Origin of the sequence: Pseudomonas sp. FSL R10-0056 (genome assembly GCF_009600105.1) — a bacterium.
GTDB lineage: Bacteria > Pseudomonadota > Gammaproteobacteria > Pseudomonadales > Pseudomonadaceae > Aquipseudomonas > Aquipseudomonas bubulae.
The window spans coordinates 1-14162 of record NZ_WIWL01000237.1 but is presented as its reverse complement, the minus strand read 5'-3'; the positions used below and the strand labels follow the sequence as shown (position 1 = coordinate 14162).

Annotated in this window: 18 protein-coding genes; 6 read left to right on the top strand and 12 right to left on the bottom strand. The window is 59.8% G+C overall.

Annotated features, from left to right (window positions below; genetic code table 11):
- Positions 1-12 precede the first annotated feature (12 nt).
- The 5 genes from GHO42_RS23965 to GHO42_RS23945 form a co-directional block, all read right to left on the bottom strand.
- Positions 13-303 carry a DUF167 domain-containing protein gene (locus GHO42_RS23965; RefSeq protein WP_095019607.1) on the bottom strand — a complete coding sequence of 97 codons (291 nt, stop codon included), beginning with the start codon at positions 301-303 and terminating at the stop codon, positions 13-15.
- The gene (locus tag GHO42_RS23960; protein ID WP_094999852.1) at positions 303-890 is read right to left on the bottom strand and encodes a YggT family protein; all 588 of its coding nucleotides are present in this window, start codon (positions 888-890) and stop codon (positions 303-305) included. The genes GHO42_RS23965 and GHO42_RS23960 overlap by 1 nt, the downstream gene beginning before the upstream one ends.
- A gap of 11 nt (positions 891-901) precedes the next feature.
- Positions 902-1720, bottom strand: coding sequence for a pyrroline-5-carboxylate reductase (gene proC, locus GHO42_RS23955; protein ID WP_094999853.1), 819 nt, complete (start codon positions 1718-1720; stop codon positions 902-904).
- 33 nt (positions 1721-1753) lie between these two features.
- Entirely contained in the window at positions 1754-2440 is a 687-nt protein-coding gene (locus GHO42_RS23950; protein WP_095019608.1) for a YggS family pyridoxal phosphate-dependent enzyme, read from the bottom strand.
- A gap of 119 nt (positions 2441-2559) precedes the next feature.
- Positions 2560-3207: a C40 family peptidase gene (locus tag GHO42_RS23945; protein ID WP_094999855.1), complete on the bottom strand. Its 648-nt coding sequence runs from the start codon at positions 3205-3207 to the stop codon at positions 2560-2562.
- 252 nt (positions 3208-3459) lie between these two features.
- Between GHO42_RS23945 and GHO42_RS23940 the strand changes: the two genes are divergently transcribed.
- A complete protein-coding gene (locus tag GHO42_RS23940; RefSeq protein ID WP_094999857.1) occupies positions 3460-3876 on the top strand; it encodes a TM2 domain-containing protein in 417 nt (138 codons plus the stop codon).
- Positions 3877-3968: 92 nt separating this feature from the next.
- Here the strand turns inward: GHO42_RS23940 and GHO42_RS23935 are convergent, their stop codons facing one another.
- The 7 genes from GHO42_RS23935 to gshB all read right to left on the bottom strand — a co-directional run bounded on the left by GHO42_RS23935 (position 3969) and on the right by gshB (position 9940).
- Positions 3969-5240 carry a dihydroorotase gene (locus GHO42_RS23935; RefSeq protein ID WP_094999858.1) on the bottom strand — a complete coding sequence of 424 codons (1272 nt, stop codon included), beginning with the start codon at positions 5238-5240 and terminating at the stop codon, positions 3969-3971.
- Positions 5237-6241 (bottom strand): aspartate carbamoyltransferase catalytic subunit, encoded by a 1005-nt coding sequence (locus GHO42_RS23930; RefSeq protein WP_095026642.1) that lies wholly within the window; start codon positions 6239-6241, stop codon positions 5237-5239. Before GHO42_RS23930 ends, GHO42_RS23935 begins: the two co-directional genes overlap by 4 nt.
- Positions 6242-6253: 12 nt before the next feature.
- A complete protein-coding gene (gene pyrR / locus GHO42_RS23925; RefSeq protein ID WP_094999860.1) occupies positions 6254-6760 on the bottom strand; it encodes a bifunctional pyr operon transcriptional regulator/uracil phosphoribosyltransferase PyrR in 507 nt (168 codons plus the stop codon).
- Positions 6761-6843: 83 nt separating this feature from the next.
- Positions 6844-7284 (bottom strand): Holliday junction resolvase RuvX, encoded by a 441-nt coding sequence (ruvX, locus tag GHO42_RS23920; RefSeq protein ID WP_088378774.1) that lies wholly within the window; start codon positions 7282-7284, stop codon positions 6844-6846.
- Positions 7284-7856: a YqgE/AlgH family protein gene (locus GHO42_RS23915; RefSeq protein ID WP_094999861.1), complete on the bottom strand. Its 573-nt coding sequence runs from the start codon at positions 7854-7856 to the stop codon at positions 7284-7286. The genes ruvX and GHO42_RS23915 overlap by 1 nt, the downstream gene beginning before the upstream one ends.
- 154 nt (positions 7857-8010) lie before the next feature.
- Positions 8011-8910: an energy transducer TonB gene (locus GHO42_RS23910; protein ID WP_094999862.1), complete on the bottom strand. Its 900-nt coding sequence runs from the start codon at positions 8908-8910 to the stop codon at positions 8011-8013.
- 76 nt (positions 8911-8986) lie between these two features.
- On the bottom strand, positions 8987-9940 hold the full coding sequence (gene gshB / locus GHO42_RS23905; RefSeq protein ID WP_094999863.1) for a glutathione synthase: 954 nt from the start codon (positions 9938-9940) through the stop codon (positions 8987-8989).
- A 247-nt stretch (positions 9941-10187) separates the two neighbouring features.
- Here gshB and pilG point away from each other — a divergent pair, with 247 nt between their 5' ends.
- The 5 genes from pilG to GHO42_RS23880 all read left to right on the top strand — a co-directional run.
- Entirely contained in the window at positions 10188-10595 is a 408-nt protein-coding gene (gene pilG / locus GHO42_RS23900; RefSeq protein WP_095019610.1) for a twitching motility response regulator PilG, read from the top strand.
- Between the two features lie 41 nt (positions 10596-10636).
- Complete coding sequence (gene pilH, locus GHO42_RS23895; protein WP_095019611.1) at positions 10637-11014, top strand: twitching motility response regulator PilH; 378 nt, start codon at positions 10637-10639, stop codon at positions 11012-11014.
- A 10-nt stretch (positions 11015-11024) separates the two neighbouring features.
- On the top strand, positions 11025-11564 hold the full coding sequence (locus GHO42_RS23890; protein ID WP_094999866.1) for a chemotaxis protein CheW: 540 nt from the start codon (positions 11025-11027) through the stop codon (positions 11562-11564).
- A gap of 41 nt (positions 11565-11605) precedes the next feature.
- The gene (locus tag GHO42_RS23885) at positions 11606-13663 is read left to right on the top strand and encodes a methyl-accepting chemotaxis protein (RefSeq protein ID WP_094999867.1); all 2058 of its coding nucleotides are present in this window, start codon (positions 11606-11608) and stop codon (positions 13661-13663) included.
- Positions 13664-13690: 27 nt separating this feature from the next.
- A partial coding sequence (locus GHO42_RS23880; protein ID WP_153384199.1) for an Hpt domain-containing protein occupies positions 13691-14162 on the top strand: 472 nt, incomplete at its 3' end.

Below are 14162 nucleotides of genomic sequence, written 5' to 3'. Positions count from 1 at the left end.
GCTCCCACAGGTTCAGGGCCTGGCCAGCCCCGGCAAGTCCGGCAGTTTTTTGGGTGCATGCAAGCGCACGCGTTTCTGCCGGTTAAGCTCGCCGCTCACCAGGCTGACCTGACTTTTGGCTATGCCGAACGCCTTGGCCAGAAAGGCCATCAGGTGGGCGTTGGCCTTGCCCTCTACCGGTGGGGCGGTGAGACGGATTTTCAGGCGGTCACCGTGCAGGCCGGCGAACTCGTCGCTGCTGGCCTTGGGTTGCAGGTGACAGTCGAGAATCAGGTCCTCGCCGTCCCAACGGTAGTAGCTCATCAGATCAGGCCGAACAAGATGACCGGCATGCCGACGTACATGGCCAATGGCGGGATCACGAAGCTCTGGATCAGCTGGATCACCATAAACGCCAGGATGGGCGAGATATCCAGGCCGCCCATGCTTGGCAGGAAGCGGCGGAACGGGGCCAGGGCAGGTTCGGTGATCTGGTTGACCAGTTCAGCGCCAGGGCTGGTGCTGCCGGGTGCCACCCACGACAGGATCACGCTGATGATCATGGCGAAGAAGAACACTTTCAAAAACAGCGCAGTCACGCCAATGATCGCCCAGAGCAGCAGGCCAAAGACGTTGAACGACATGTAGCTGAGCGTCAGGACCACGGCGAAGATCACCATCTGCACGATGATCGCCAGTACCAGCGATGACATGTCCAGGCCGAACAGGCTCGGGATCACCCGGCGCAGCGGCTTGAGCAGCGGCTGGGTGGCCTTGACGATGAACTGGCACAGCGGGTTGTAGAAGTTCGCCCGCACCAGTTGCAGGATAAACCGCAGCAGTACGATCAGCAGGTAGAGGCTACCCAGGGTTTGAATCACGAAAATGGCAGCGCCATTAAGTCCGGACATCATGTGCTCCTTTATTGACCCAGTTGTTCGGCCATTTCGGCCGAGCGGTGCGCGGCGGCACTCAATGCTTTTTCGACCGTGGCGGCAAAGCCGTCGGCCTGGAATGACTTGATCGCTGCTTCAGTAGTACCGGCAGGCGAGGTCACGCGGCGGCGCAGCTCGGCAGCATCGACATCGCTGGCCACGGCCATGTGCGCGGCACCCAGTGCAGTCTGCTCGGCAAGCTGCTTGGCCACGTCACGGGGCAGGCCGAGCTTGACGCCGGCATCGGTCATGGCTTCGATCAACAGGAAGAAGTACGCCGGGCCGCTGCCGGACACGGCAGTTACGGCATCGATCTGCGCTTCGCTGTCCACCCACACCACAATGCCCACGGCACTTAGCAGTTGTTCAGCTTGCTGGCGTTGCTCGGCGGTAACATCGGCGGTGGCAAACAGGCCACTTACGCCCTTGCCCAGCAGGGCCGGGGTGTTGGGCATGCAGCGTACCAGCGGCTGGTTGCCCAGCCAGTCAAGCAGGCTGGCGCAGGTAATGCCGGCGGCAATGGATACCAGCAATTGATGGGGCTTGAGGTGCGGGCGCAGGTCCTGGCACACGGCTTTCATGGCCTGTGGCTTGACCGCGATCACGATCACATCGGCGTCCTGAATGGCTTGCGCGTTATCGGCAAACAGTTCGATGCCATGCTCGGCGGCCACTTTGGCCCGCGTCTCGGCACCCGGATCGCTGGCGCGGATCTGTGCTGCATCCAGGCCTTTGGCCAACAGGCCGCCGATCAAGCTGGAAGCCATGTTGCCGGCGCCGATAAAGGCAATACGCATTTTGCTCATAACCGATCCTTATAAAAAATGAGACAGGCCGTTTCAGGCCTGGCCGTAGTCGCGGGCGCCAAATAATGCAGTGCCGATGCGTACCCAGGTGGCGCCTTGGGCAATCGCAGACTCCAGGTCATGGCTCATGCCCATTGAAAGCGTATCAAGGCCCATGTTCAGGCTTTCTTGCAATGTGCGTACTGTCGCAAAGGCTGCGTCCTGCTCGGCGCGGTCCTCCGTGGGCTCGGGTATCGCCATCAGGCCGCGCAGTTTCAAGCGTGGCAGGGCGCTGATGGCGGCCGCCAGCGCAGGAAGGTCTGCCGGTGTACAGCCCGACTTGCTGGCCTCACCGCTGACATTGACCTGAATGCAGATATTGAGCGGCGGCAGGTTTGCCGGGCGCTGTTCAGACAGGCGCTGGGCAATTTTGAGCCGGTCAACGGAATGCACCCACGCAAAATGCTCAGCGATGTCGCGCGTCTTGTTCGATTGAATGGGGCCGATGAAGTGCCAACACAAGGGCAGGTCGGCTAATTCGAGCTGTTTGGCGCGGGCTTCCTGCAGGTAGTTTTCGCCAAAGTCGCGAATGCCCGCGGCATGGGCTTCACGCAGCGCGCCAGCAGGTTTGGTCTTGCTGACAGCGAGTAGATGAATGCTTGTTACATCACGTTGCACAGCCAGTGCGGCTGCACGGATGCGCGCCTCAACCCGGGCAATGTTGCCTGCTATCGTGGACATTCGTGTAAGCCCGCTGTTGTGAAAGTCAGCGGCATTCTACTGGAATTGGGAGGGGGGATGGATATCGCTGACCTGGTTGGCATGCAGCCGCTGGAAGCGGCTGCATGATTTGCCTGCGCTTAGCGTTGCACAACCTGCAGCGCGCCTTTCTCTTTAGGCAGCACACGCTTGGCAACCACATAGTGGTTCTGCCAGTAAGGCTTTTGCAGCGTGTCGATAGTCACCGACTTGCCGCGACGCGGAGCGTGGATAAAGCGGTCGTTGCCCAGGTAGATGGCAACGTGGTTGACCTTGCGGCTCTTGATGTTGAAAAACAGCAAGTCGCCAGGCTTCAAGTCCTTGCGCTCGACCTTTTGGCCATGGCCGCTGGCCATTTCGCTGGAGGTGCGTGGCAAATCAACGGCGGCCACGTCATTAAAGGCGTATTTGACCAGCCCGCTGCAGTCGAACCCTTTACTTGGGCTGCTGCCGCCCCAACGATAAGGGGTGCCCAGCACGTTGACGGCGCGGCTCAGCACCGTGCTGCTCTGCTTGTTGGCGGCGGCCAGGGAAGCGGCCGCAATTTTGCCCGGGGCCTTGCGGTGGGCTTTACTGGAGGCAGGACGTGCTACGGTCTTGCTGGTAGAGGCAACATAAGGCGCACTCGCAGATGACTTTGCGGTGTAGCCGGTGAAGCCCGAAGGAAGGTGTTGCTCACGATTGGTGGCGTGGGCGGCCAGTGGCAATAATAGGCAAATGGTTAGCCATGTCTTGAATATAGGACGCATTCGGCAGGGCTCAATGGTTATAAACGCGAAACTTTATAACAGCTTTTTTGTCCTTTCTCAGGCCATTTGTCAGGTGGACTGTAGGGTCAATTTCCGTAACGATGATGGCAAATTGTCGCATGGCGAGGGTGCAGGTCAGGTAACACAAGGCTTTGCGCCAATTTCTGTAAGACACTTTTACCTTTTGCACGACAGTAAAAAAGTCACAAAAAACTTCACAATATTTTTCTATCAGCAGCAAAGAGGGCATTTATGAGCGGCTATCGAGACGATGTTCAGCGCGATACTCACAGCAAAGTGCTGGGCTATTTGCTGTGGATTTTTGGTTTCCTGGGCGCGCACCGCTTTTATTACGGCAAGCCGGTAACCGGGACGATCTGGTTTTTCACCCTGGGCTTGTTGGGTATTGGCTGGTTGATCGACTTGTTCCTGATCCCGAGCATGGACCGTGAAGCCGACTTGCGGTTTACCGCAGGTAATACTGACTACAGCGTGGCCTGGATTCTGCTGACGTTTCTGGGCGTCTTGGGCGTACATCGGATGTACATGGGCAAATGGATCACAGGGATCATTTACCTGTTCACCGGCGGTTTTTTCCTGATCGGCGTCCTGTATGACTTCTGGACTCTGAACGATCAGATTTCGATCAAGAACGCAGAGCGTCGTTAAGACACAAATCCTGCCTATGTGGGAGCGAGCCTGCTCGCGAATGATCTTCGCGAGCAGGCTCGCTCCCACGACTACAGGTTATTGGTAGCGCGTTAGCCTTCGTAACTGATCCGCCCATCTACCAGCGTGTAACGCACGGCACTCGGTAGGCAATGGCCGAGGAACGGGCAGTTGTCGCCTTTGGAGTGCCATTGTTCACCGACCAGGGTCGAGGCCGCCGGGTCAAACAGCACCAGGTCTGCCGCCGAACCCACTGCCAGCTTGCCGGCTGGCAGGCGCAAGGCGTCAGCCGGGCCAGCGCTCAGGCGGTTGAGCAGCGTCGGCAGGTCGAGCAAACCGTCTTCTACCAGTGTCATCGCCAGCGGCAGAAGCACTTCAACGCTGCTCATGCCCGGTTCGGTCGCGCCGAACGGTGCCAGTTTGGCATCGCGTTCGTGGGGCTGGTGATGGCTGGAGATGGCTTGCACCACGCCCGACTTCACAGCTTCGCGCAGGCCGTCACGGTCGGCGCGGGTGCGCAGTGGCGGTTGCACATGGTAAACGCTGGAAAAATCCACCAGTGCTTCGTCAGTCAGAATCAGCTGATACAACGCCACATCCGCAGTGACTTTCAGGCCACGAGCCTGGGCCTGAGCGATCAGGGCCACGCCACGGGCGCTGGTCAGCTGGCTGAAGTGTGCGCGCACGCCACTTTGCTCAACCAGCAGCAGATCGCGGGCCAGGGCTACGGTTTCGGCGGTTTCCGGAATGCCCGGCAAGCCTCGGAACGCAGCCATTGCACCGTCGTGGGCAATCCCGCCTTCGGCCAGATCACGGTCCTGGGAGTGGAAGATCACCGTCAGGTCGAACGTGGCGGCGTACTCCAGTGCCCGGCACAGAGTGCGGGTGTTGCTGAAGCTGTTGAGGCCGTTGCCAAATGCCACGCAGCCCGCGTCGCGCAGGGCGATCAGTTCGGCCAGTTGCTCGCCGTCCAGGCCTTTGCTCAATGCACCGATCGGGAACACCTTGCAGTTACCGGCTTCGCGGGCGCGGTCAAGGATCAGCTCGGCAACGGCCGAGGTGTCCAGCACCGGCTTGGTGTGCGGTGGGCAGCACAGGCTGGTGACGCCACCGGCCGCAGCCGCGCGGGTCTCGCTGGCGATGGTGCCTTTGCGGCTGTAGCCCGGTTCACGCAGGGCAACGTTGAGGTCAACCAGCCCGGGGGCGGCCACCAGGCCTTTGGCTTCGATGGTTTGCGTCGGGGTGAAACCGGCTGGCGCTGCGCCAATGGCAACGATCTTGCCGGCCTCCAGGTGCAGGTCAGTCACTTGATCCAGCTGGCTGGTCGGATCAATTACACGGGCGCCGAGAATGCTGAGCTTCACTGGGCGTTCTCCTGTTCGAATTGGCGCTGGGCGGTTTGCCCGCTCATGGTCATGGACAACACCGCCATGCGCACGGCAATGCCATAGGTCACCTGGTTGAGGATCACCGAGTGCGGGCCATCGGCCACCGCGGATTCAATCTCGACCCCCCGGTTGATCGGCCCCGGGTGCATCACGATGCAATCAGGCTTGGCCCCGGCCAGGCGGGCGGTGGTCAGGCCGAACAGGCGGTAGAACTCGCCTTCGCTCGGCAGCAGGCCACCGGACATGCGCTCGCGCTGCAGGCGCAGCATGATCACCACATCCACGTCTTTCAGGCCTTCGTTCATGTCGGTGTAGACCTTCACGCCGTACTGCTCGATGCCGATCGGCAACAGGGTCTTCGGCGCGATAACGCGAATGTCCTTACAACCCAGGGTCTTGAGGGCGATCATGTTCGAACGTGCCACCCGCGAGTGCAGGATGTCACCGACGATGGCCACCGACAGGTTTTCGAAGCCGCCCTTGTGCCGACGGATGGTCAGCATGTCGAGCATGCCCTGGGTCGGGTGGGCATGGCGGCCGTCGCCGCCGTTGATGATTGCCACCTGCGGGCACACGTGCTCGGCAATGAAGTGCGCGGCGCCGGAGTCACCGTGGCGCACCACAAACATGTCGGCGGCCATGGCTTCTAGGTTGCGCAGGGTGTCGAGCAGGGTTTCGCCCTTGCTCGCCGACGAGGTCGACACGTTCAGCGTAATCACGTCGGCCGACAGGCGCTGGGCGGCCATTTCAAAGGTGGTGCGGGTGCGGGTGGAGTTTTCGAAGAACACGTTGCACACGGTCTTGCCGCGCAACAACGGGACTTTTTTCACGGCTCGGGCGCCGACTTCAAGGAACGAGTCGGCGGTGTCGAGGATTTCTGTCAGCAGTTCACGGGGCAAACCGTCGAGCGACAGAAAGTGGCGCAGCTGGCCCTGATCATTGAGCTGCAGCGGGCGCTTGGCGTCTGTAGGCGTCATCGCAATGGTCTCTTAGAGGGCTAGGTCTTGAAGTTCGAGTGTCAGTGGCGCGGGGCCGGACAATTTTACCCGCTCGCTCGGCTTGAGCGACAAGGTCGCGCCCACCACATCCGGACGGATCGGCAGCTCGGCGGCGTCCAGGTCCAGCAGGCTGACCAGGGTCACGCTGGCCGGACGACCATAGTCGAACAGCTCGTTCAGCGCTGCGCGAATGGTCCGACCGCTCATCAGCACATCGTCGATCAGCACCAGGTGCTGGCCTTCAATTTCGAATGGCAATTCGGAAGGCCGCACTTGCGGGTGCAGGCCGTTCTGGCTGAAATCATCGCGGTAGAACGACACGTCCAGCGTGCCCAGCGGGGCCTCGCTGTTCAGCGCCTTGAGCAGCGCCTGGGCAACCCAGATGCCGCCGGTGCGGATACCGATGTAACGTGGTTCGGTGATACCGCGACGGGCCAGGTGGGCCTTGAGATCAAGGGCCATCTGGGAGATCAGTTCAGCGGGAACAGGCAGGATCATGGTGGCTCCTTAAAAGGCCCGCGCAGCAGAACGTGCGGCGGCGGGCGCAAACAATGAGGCGGGTCAATTGTACAAGCGCCGGGTCAGTCTTGAGAGTGCGCCGGGTTTTCGTCGAGCCAGCCTTGCAGCACCAGTTTGGCGGCGATGGCATCAACGGGGTTGTCGCGGTAGCTGCCGCGCTGGCCGCCCTGGGCCCGGCGCTCGCCCTTGGCCTCGAAGGTGGTCAGGCGTTCATCATGGGTAAAAACCGGCAAATTGAAGCGGCCATTCAGACGATTGGCAAATTTCTGCGCCCGGGCGCAGAAGTCGCTCGGGGTGCCGTCCATGTTCAGGGGCATGCCGACCACCATTGCGTCGGGCTGCCACTCCTTGATCAGCTTTTCGATTTCTTCCCACTTGGGGATGCCATTCTCGGCTTTCAGGTTGCACAGTTCGCGGGCCTGGCCAGTAATCATCTGGCCCACAGCCACGCCGATGGAGCGGGTGCCGTAGTCGAAGCCCAGCAGTAAACGAAGGCTGGCCATCAGCAATGGCCTGCTTGGGTGCTTAACAAATTGAGGTTCACTCCGAGGTGTTTGGCGGCTGCGTCGAGGCGCAGCTCGCTTGGGGTATCAAACAGGATATGAGCGGAATAGGGGCAGGTCAGCCAGGCGTTGTCGGCCAATTCGGCCTCCAGCTGGCCAGCATCCCAGCCGGCATAGCCCAGGCAGATCAGGCTGCGGTTCGGGCCGCGGCCGTCGGCAATGCTGAACAACACATCGGCAGAGGTACTCAGGGCCAGCCCGTCGTCGAGTTCGACTGTAGCGTCAAAGTTCATGCTGGCCGGATGCAGGACAAAGCCACGGTCGATCATGACAGGCCCGCCACCGAAGACCGGCACGTGCTGGCACAGGGGTGAAGAAAGTTTTTCCGGGCGCAACTGCTCAAGAACATCCGCCAGGTTCAGTTCCAGCGGACGGTTGATCATCAACCCCATGGCACCATTGGCCGTGTGCTCGACGATGTAGGTCAAGGAGTGGGCAAAGTTCGGGTCGGCCATATGGGGCATGGCGATCAGGAATTGATGCTTGAGGTAAGTCGGCGCGTGTTTTTTCATGAGTCTTAGTGTGGCGCTGGCAGCGTGAACTGACAAGTTTGCAGCTCAAGATTCCTGGGTCTTTGTGGGAGCGGGCTTGCTCGCGATACAGGCGGCGCGGTTTAACGTTAAAACGCAGCGATCCAATCGCGAGCAAGCCCGCTCCCACAGTAGTTCAGTTGCTGGACAGGCGGTCGCCTTCGGCGAATTTCCAGGTGCGGATGATCTCCAGCCGGTCGATGTCCGCCAGATCACCGGTAAAGGGGGCAAAAGGTGCCGCCAGGCGCACGATGCGTTGTGCCGCCTGGTCCAGCAGCGGCTGGCCCGACGATTCAAGCACCAACACTTCATGCAGCGAACCGTCGCGGTTGATCGACACCAGCAGGCGCAGTTTGCCGTAGATCTTTTCCCGGCGTGCCTGCTCGGGGTAGTTGAGGTTGCCGATGCGTTCAATCTTCTTGCGCCAGTCTTCTTTATACCAGGCGCCCTTGTCGCGCATGGTCGAAGCCGCGCTCATGCGGTAGATCTTCGGGCGCTTGGCGTACAGCTGCTGCTCGTTGGCCAGTTCGGCTTCGAGGCTGGAAATCTCGCTGGACAGCTGGGAACTGTCGAACGTTGGAATGCTGGCCTTGGGTGCCGCTTCGGTCTTGACCTTCTGCGGCTGGCTCGGGGCTTTTTTTGCCGTGGGCGCCACGGTAGTCACGGCGGCCTTGGGTGCGGCCTGGGTCTGTTCGGGTTTGGCGGCAGGCGGCGGGGTGACCTTCTTGACGCTGTTGTCCTGGAAAGGGGCGATTTCCGTCGTCTTGGGCACCGCTTTCTTGTCCAGCGTGCCGCTGCCCTGCTGGTTGTCCTGGGCTAAAAAGTCGGCTTTTTCCGGCGCTTTTTCGCTTTTGAACGTGGACAGGGTGATTTCCAGGGTTTTGCTGATCTGTTTGGGCGCTTCCATGTTGAACCCCACGCCGACGATCACTGCAATATGCAGCAGTGCCGCGACAAACAGGGTAAATCCGAGGCGATCGGCCGCACGCACGCCTTTATGGCCGAGTTCGGGGGGCAGGTCGTTGGGAGGTGTCATGGCAAAAAGACCAACATCGCGGGTTTCACGGGGTGCCCATGATAGCGCAATGTTGGTCTTTTATAGGGCTTGCAGATCAGCGTGCAGCGAGCTTGCGCTCTATCGCATCCATCAACAGGGCGCCGATATTGGTGCCGAACGCATTATCAATCTCGCGGATGCAGGTCGGGCTGGTAACGTTGATTTCAGTCAGGTGCTCACCGATTACGTCCAGACCTACAAATAGCAGACCCTTTTCACGCAGCGTCGGGCCGACCTGAGCTGCAATCCAGCGGTCCTTTTCGCTCAACGGGCGGGCTTCGCCACGACCGCCTGCGGCGAGGTTGCCGCGGGTCTCACCTTGCGCCGGAATACGCGCCAGGCAGTAATCTACCGGCTCGCCGTCAATCATCAGGATGCGTTTGTCGCCATCCTTGATCGCCGGCAAATAGCCCTGCGCCATGATCTGCTGAGTGCCGTTGTTGGTCAGGGTTTCGAGAATCACCGACAGGTTCGGGTCGCCCACTCGGTGGCGGAAAATCGAGGTGCCGCCCATGCCGTCCAGCGGTTTGAGGATCACGTCACCGTGCAAGGCAGCAAATTCACGCAGCACGTCGGCGCGGCGGCTGACCACGGTTGGCGGCGTGCATTGGGTGAACTGGGTGGCGAACAGTTTTTCGTTACAGTCGCGCAGGCTCTGCGGTTTGTTGACGATCAGTACGCCATCGCGCTCGGCCTGTTCCAGCAGGTAGGTGGAGTACACAAACTCCATGTCGAAGGGCGGGTCCTTGCGCATCAGGATCACGTCCAGATCGCTCAGGGCCGTGTCGGTCTCGGCGTCCAGCTCAAACCACTTTTGCGGGTTGGCGAACACCTTCAGCGGCTTCATGCGGGCCCGGGCCTTGCCTTCATTCAGGTAAAGGTCTTGCTGCTCCATGTAGAACAGGGTCCAGCCACGGTCCTGGGCTGCCAGCAACATGGCCAGCGAGCTGTCCTTTTTATAGGAGATGCCCGCAATGGGGTCCATGACAATCCCGACTCGAACGCTCATGGCAAATTCCTCAAATAAATAGTGGGCGCAAAGGCTTTGAAAAGTGGCGCCAGAGTGGCGCTGAGTGTGGCCCCGGTCAAGGAAAAACCGCCTGCTCCAGTCAGCCCGCAGCCCTTCGATAGATTGAAGGTCGTGACTGTGCTAAAAAGGCTCGCACAGTGCTTGCAGCCCTTGTCCATCAAGGAGTTGGGGTTTCAGGCCGTACAGTTGTAACAAAACGGGTCGCCTTGGCGATGGTAGAGCAGATATGGAAAAGCATTCCAGCGCCTTGAAGGTGATGGTGATCGACGATTCGAAAACCATTCGCCGCACCGCCGAAACACTCTTGAAAAACGTGGGCTGCGAGGTGATTACCGCCATCGATGGCTTTGATGCGCTGGCCAAGATTGTCGACCACCACCCGCACATTATCTTTGTCGACATCATGATGCCGCGCCTGGATGGCTATCAGACCTGCGCCCTGATCAAGAGCAACCGGGCTTTCAAGTCGATCCCGGTGATCATGTTGTCGTCCAAGGACGGTCTGTTCGACAAGGCCAAGGGGCGGATTGTTGGCTCTGATCAATTTTTGACCAAGCCCTTCAGTCGCGACGAACTGCTGAGCGCAATCAAGGCACATGTGCCAGCCTTCACTATCACCCAAAGTGCCCAATAACACCGGCCAGCCGGCCAACCACCTGATAAATGGGGAACACCATGGCTCGCATTCTGATCGTCGATGATTCGCCGACTGAAATGTACAAATTGACCGGCATGCTCGAAAAGCACGGCCATGTAGTGCTCAAGGCCGAAAACGGCGCAGACGGTGTTGCCCTGGCGCGTCAGGAAAAGCCCGATGTGGTCTTGATGGACATTGTGATGCCGGGCCTCAACGGCTTTCAGGCGACGCGTCAGCTCACAAAAGATCCGGAAACCGGCAACATCCCGGTGATCGTCGTGACGACCAAGGATCAGGAAACCGACATGGTCTGGGCCCAGCGCCAGGGTGCCAAGGGCTACCTGACCAAACCGGTGGATGAAGAGCAACTGATCCTCAAGGTGAAACAAATCCTGGAAGAAAACCCTCCTAAATGACGGTCACCCTATGCCCGGCGCACTGACAGCCTTCGAACTGCTGCTTGAGATCGACCAGCGTTGTCGCTCGCTGGCGGCGGGTCTGGCGCCTGCACAGGCGCAGCTCGACACCTGGAGCGGTATTGGTTTTCGCATCGGCGAGCATTGTTTTGTGGCGCCGATGGGCGAAATTGCCGAGATCCTGCATGAACCACGGTTCACCCTGCTGCCCGGGGTAAAACCCTGGGTCAAGGGCGTGGCCAATTTGCGTGGGCAACTGCTGCCGATCATGGATCTGTGCGGTTTTTTCGGGGTCGAGCTGTCACCCTTGCGTAAACAGCGCCGTGTATTGGTGCTGGAATACAAAGACGTGTTTGTCGGCTTGCAGGTCGATGAAGTGCAGGGCATGCAGCACTTCGCCCATGCCGACCTCAATACGGATACGCAAACCTTGCCCCACCCGGTATTTGCGCCTTATGTGCAAGGGCACTTTGCCGCTGAGCACCTGTGGTGGGTGTTCAGCCCGTTTGCCCTGGCCCGGGCGCCACAGTTCTGGGCGGTGGCCGTATGAACAGGCTTTCAGCTTTAAAACGGGATTTCGGGACCTGATCGATGACCACAGCCAATACCGCTAAACCACTGGAAGGGTCGCGCAGTCGTTCGCAGATCATCGTGCTTTTTATCGCCCTGATCGTGTTCATCATGCTGTTATTCGCCAACTTTGCTTACCTCAATACCCAGTCCAACTACGACAAGCAGTACATCAGCCACGCAGGTGAGTTGCGGGTGCTGTCCCAGCGTATCGCCAAAAACGCCACCGAGGCCGCTGCCGGCAAAGCCGCCGCATTCAAGTTGCTGATTGATGCGCGCAATGATTTCAGCCAGCGCTGGGGTTATCTGAGAAAAGGCGACCCGGCCACCGGCCTGCCTCCTGCTCCTGCAGCCGTACATAAAGAAATGCAGGCGGTGCAACGTGACTGGGAGCTGCTGCTCAACAACGTCAACGCCATTCTGGCCAGCGAACAAACCGTGCTGTCGCTGCATCAGGTGGCTGCAACCCTGGCCGAGACCGTGCCGCAGTTGCAGGTCGAATACGAAAAAGTCGTCGAAATCCTTTTGCAGCGAGGCGCCCCTGCCAGCCAGGTAGCCCTGGCCCAGCGCCAGTCCTTGTTGGCCGAGCGTATTCTGGGTGCGGTCAATACCGTGCTGGCCGGTGACGAAAACGCTGCCCAGGCCGCCGGTGCCTTTGGCCGTGATGCCAACCGCTTCGGGCTGGTGCTCAACGGCATGCTCGAAGGCAATGAAGGGATGAGAATTACCCAGGTTGAAGACAAGGATGCCCGCGCCCGCTTGCAGGAGATTTCCGAGCTGTTCCAGTTTGTGTCCGGTACGGTGGATGAAATCCTTGAAACCTCGCCGCAACTGTTCCATGTGCGCGAAGCGGCAAACAACATTTTCAGCCTGTCGCAAACCCTCCTCGATGAAGCCTCGACCCTGGCCAATGGTTTTGAAAACCTCGCCAGCGGGCGCTCGCTGGATATCATCGGCGGTTATGTTCTGGGCTTGCTGGCACTGGCATCGATTATCTTGATCGGCCTGGTGATGGTGCGCGAAACCAATCGCCAATTGCGCGAGACGGCGGAAAAGAACGAGCGAAACCAGAACGCGATCATGCGCTTGCTTGACGAGATTGCCGATCTGGCGGACGGCGACCTGACGGTGACCGCCTCGGTGACCGAAGATTTCACCGGTGCCATCGCCGACTCGATCAATTACTCCATCGACCAGCTGCGTGAACTGGTGGCCACCATCAACCTGACAGCAGGCCAGGTCGCGGCAGCGGTACAGGAAACCCAGGCCACCGCCATGCAGCTTGCCGAAGCTTCCGAGCATCAGGCCCAGCAGATTGCCGAGGCCTCCGGGGCGATCCAGGAAATGGCCCATTCGATCGACGAGGTATCGGCCAACGCTTCCGAATCTTCGGCGGTTGCCGAGCGTTCCGTAGCGATTGCCAACAAGGGCAATGAAGTGGTTCATAACACCATTCGCGGCATGGACAATATTCGCGATCAGATCCAGGACACCGCCAAGCGAATCAAGCGCCTTGGCGAGTCCTCACAGGAAATCGGCGATATCGTCAGCCTGATTGATGATATTGCCGATCAGACCAATATTTTGGCGCTCAACGCTGCCATTCAGGCCTCGATGGCCGGTGATGCCGGGCGCGGCTTTGCCGTGGTGGCCGACGAAGTGCAGCGCCTGGCCGAGCGCTCATCGGCGGCGACGCGGCAAATCGAAACCCTGGTGCGGGCCATTCAGGCCGATACCAACGAGGCCGTGATTTCGATGGAGCAAACCACTACCGAAGTGGTGCGCGGTGCCCGTCTGGCCCATGACGCTGGCGTGGCGCTGGAAGAGATCGAAGGGGTGTCGCAAAACCTGGCAGACCTGATTCAAAGTATCTCCAATGCCGCACAAAAGCAGACCACTTCGGCGGCGCAGATTTCCCTGACCATGAGTGTCATTCAGCAAATCACCAATCAGACCTCGTCCGGCTCCACGGCGACCGCCGAAAGCATCGGCAATCTGGCCAAAATGGCCAGCCAGCTGCGGCGCTCGGTGTCCGGTTTTACTTTGCCAGCTCCGTCCAAAGACCATGAGCCACAGTAATGCGCTGCAATTCTGACTGGAGTCGTTATGGTTGACCGGCACGACTATGTGGCCCTTGAATGGGTCAAAGGCGAAATTGCCCATACCCTGAAACAGGCCCGAGTGGCGCTGGACGCCTATGCCCAGCGGCCAGCCGCCGACGTGCTGGAGCAGTGCCTGGATTGCATTCATCAGGTGCATGGCAGTTTGCTGATGGTTGAATTCTATGGCGCGGCTTTGCTGGCCGAAGAGATGGAGCAACTGGTGATTGCCCTGCAGGAGGGCCGCGTCAGCCAGGTCGACGAAGCACTGCGCCTGCTGCAGCAAGCGTTCAGCCAATTGCCGTTGTATCTGGACCGCGTCCACAGTGCCCGGCGCGACTGGCCCCTGGTGGTGTTGCCGTTGCTCAACGATTTGCGCAGCGCCCGTGGCCAGGCCCTGCTCTCGGAAACCAGCCTGTTCAGCCCGCCCTTGCAGGTGTTGCCCGCCCTGGATGAGGCCGCCCTGGCCCGGCTGGCAC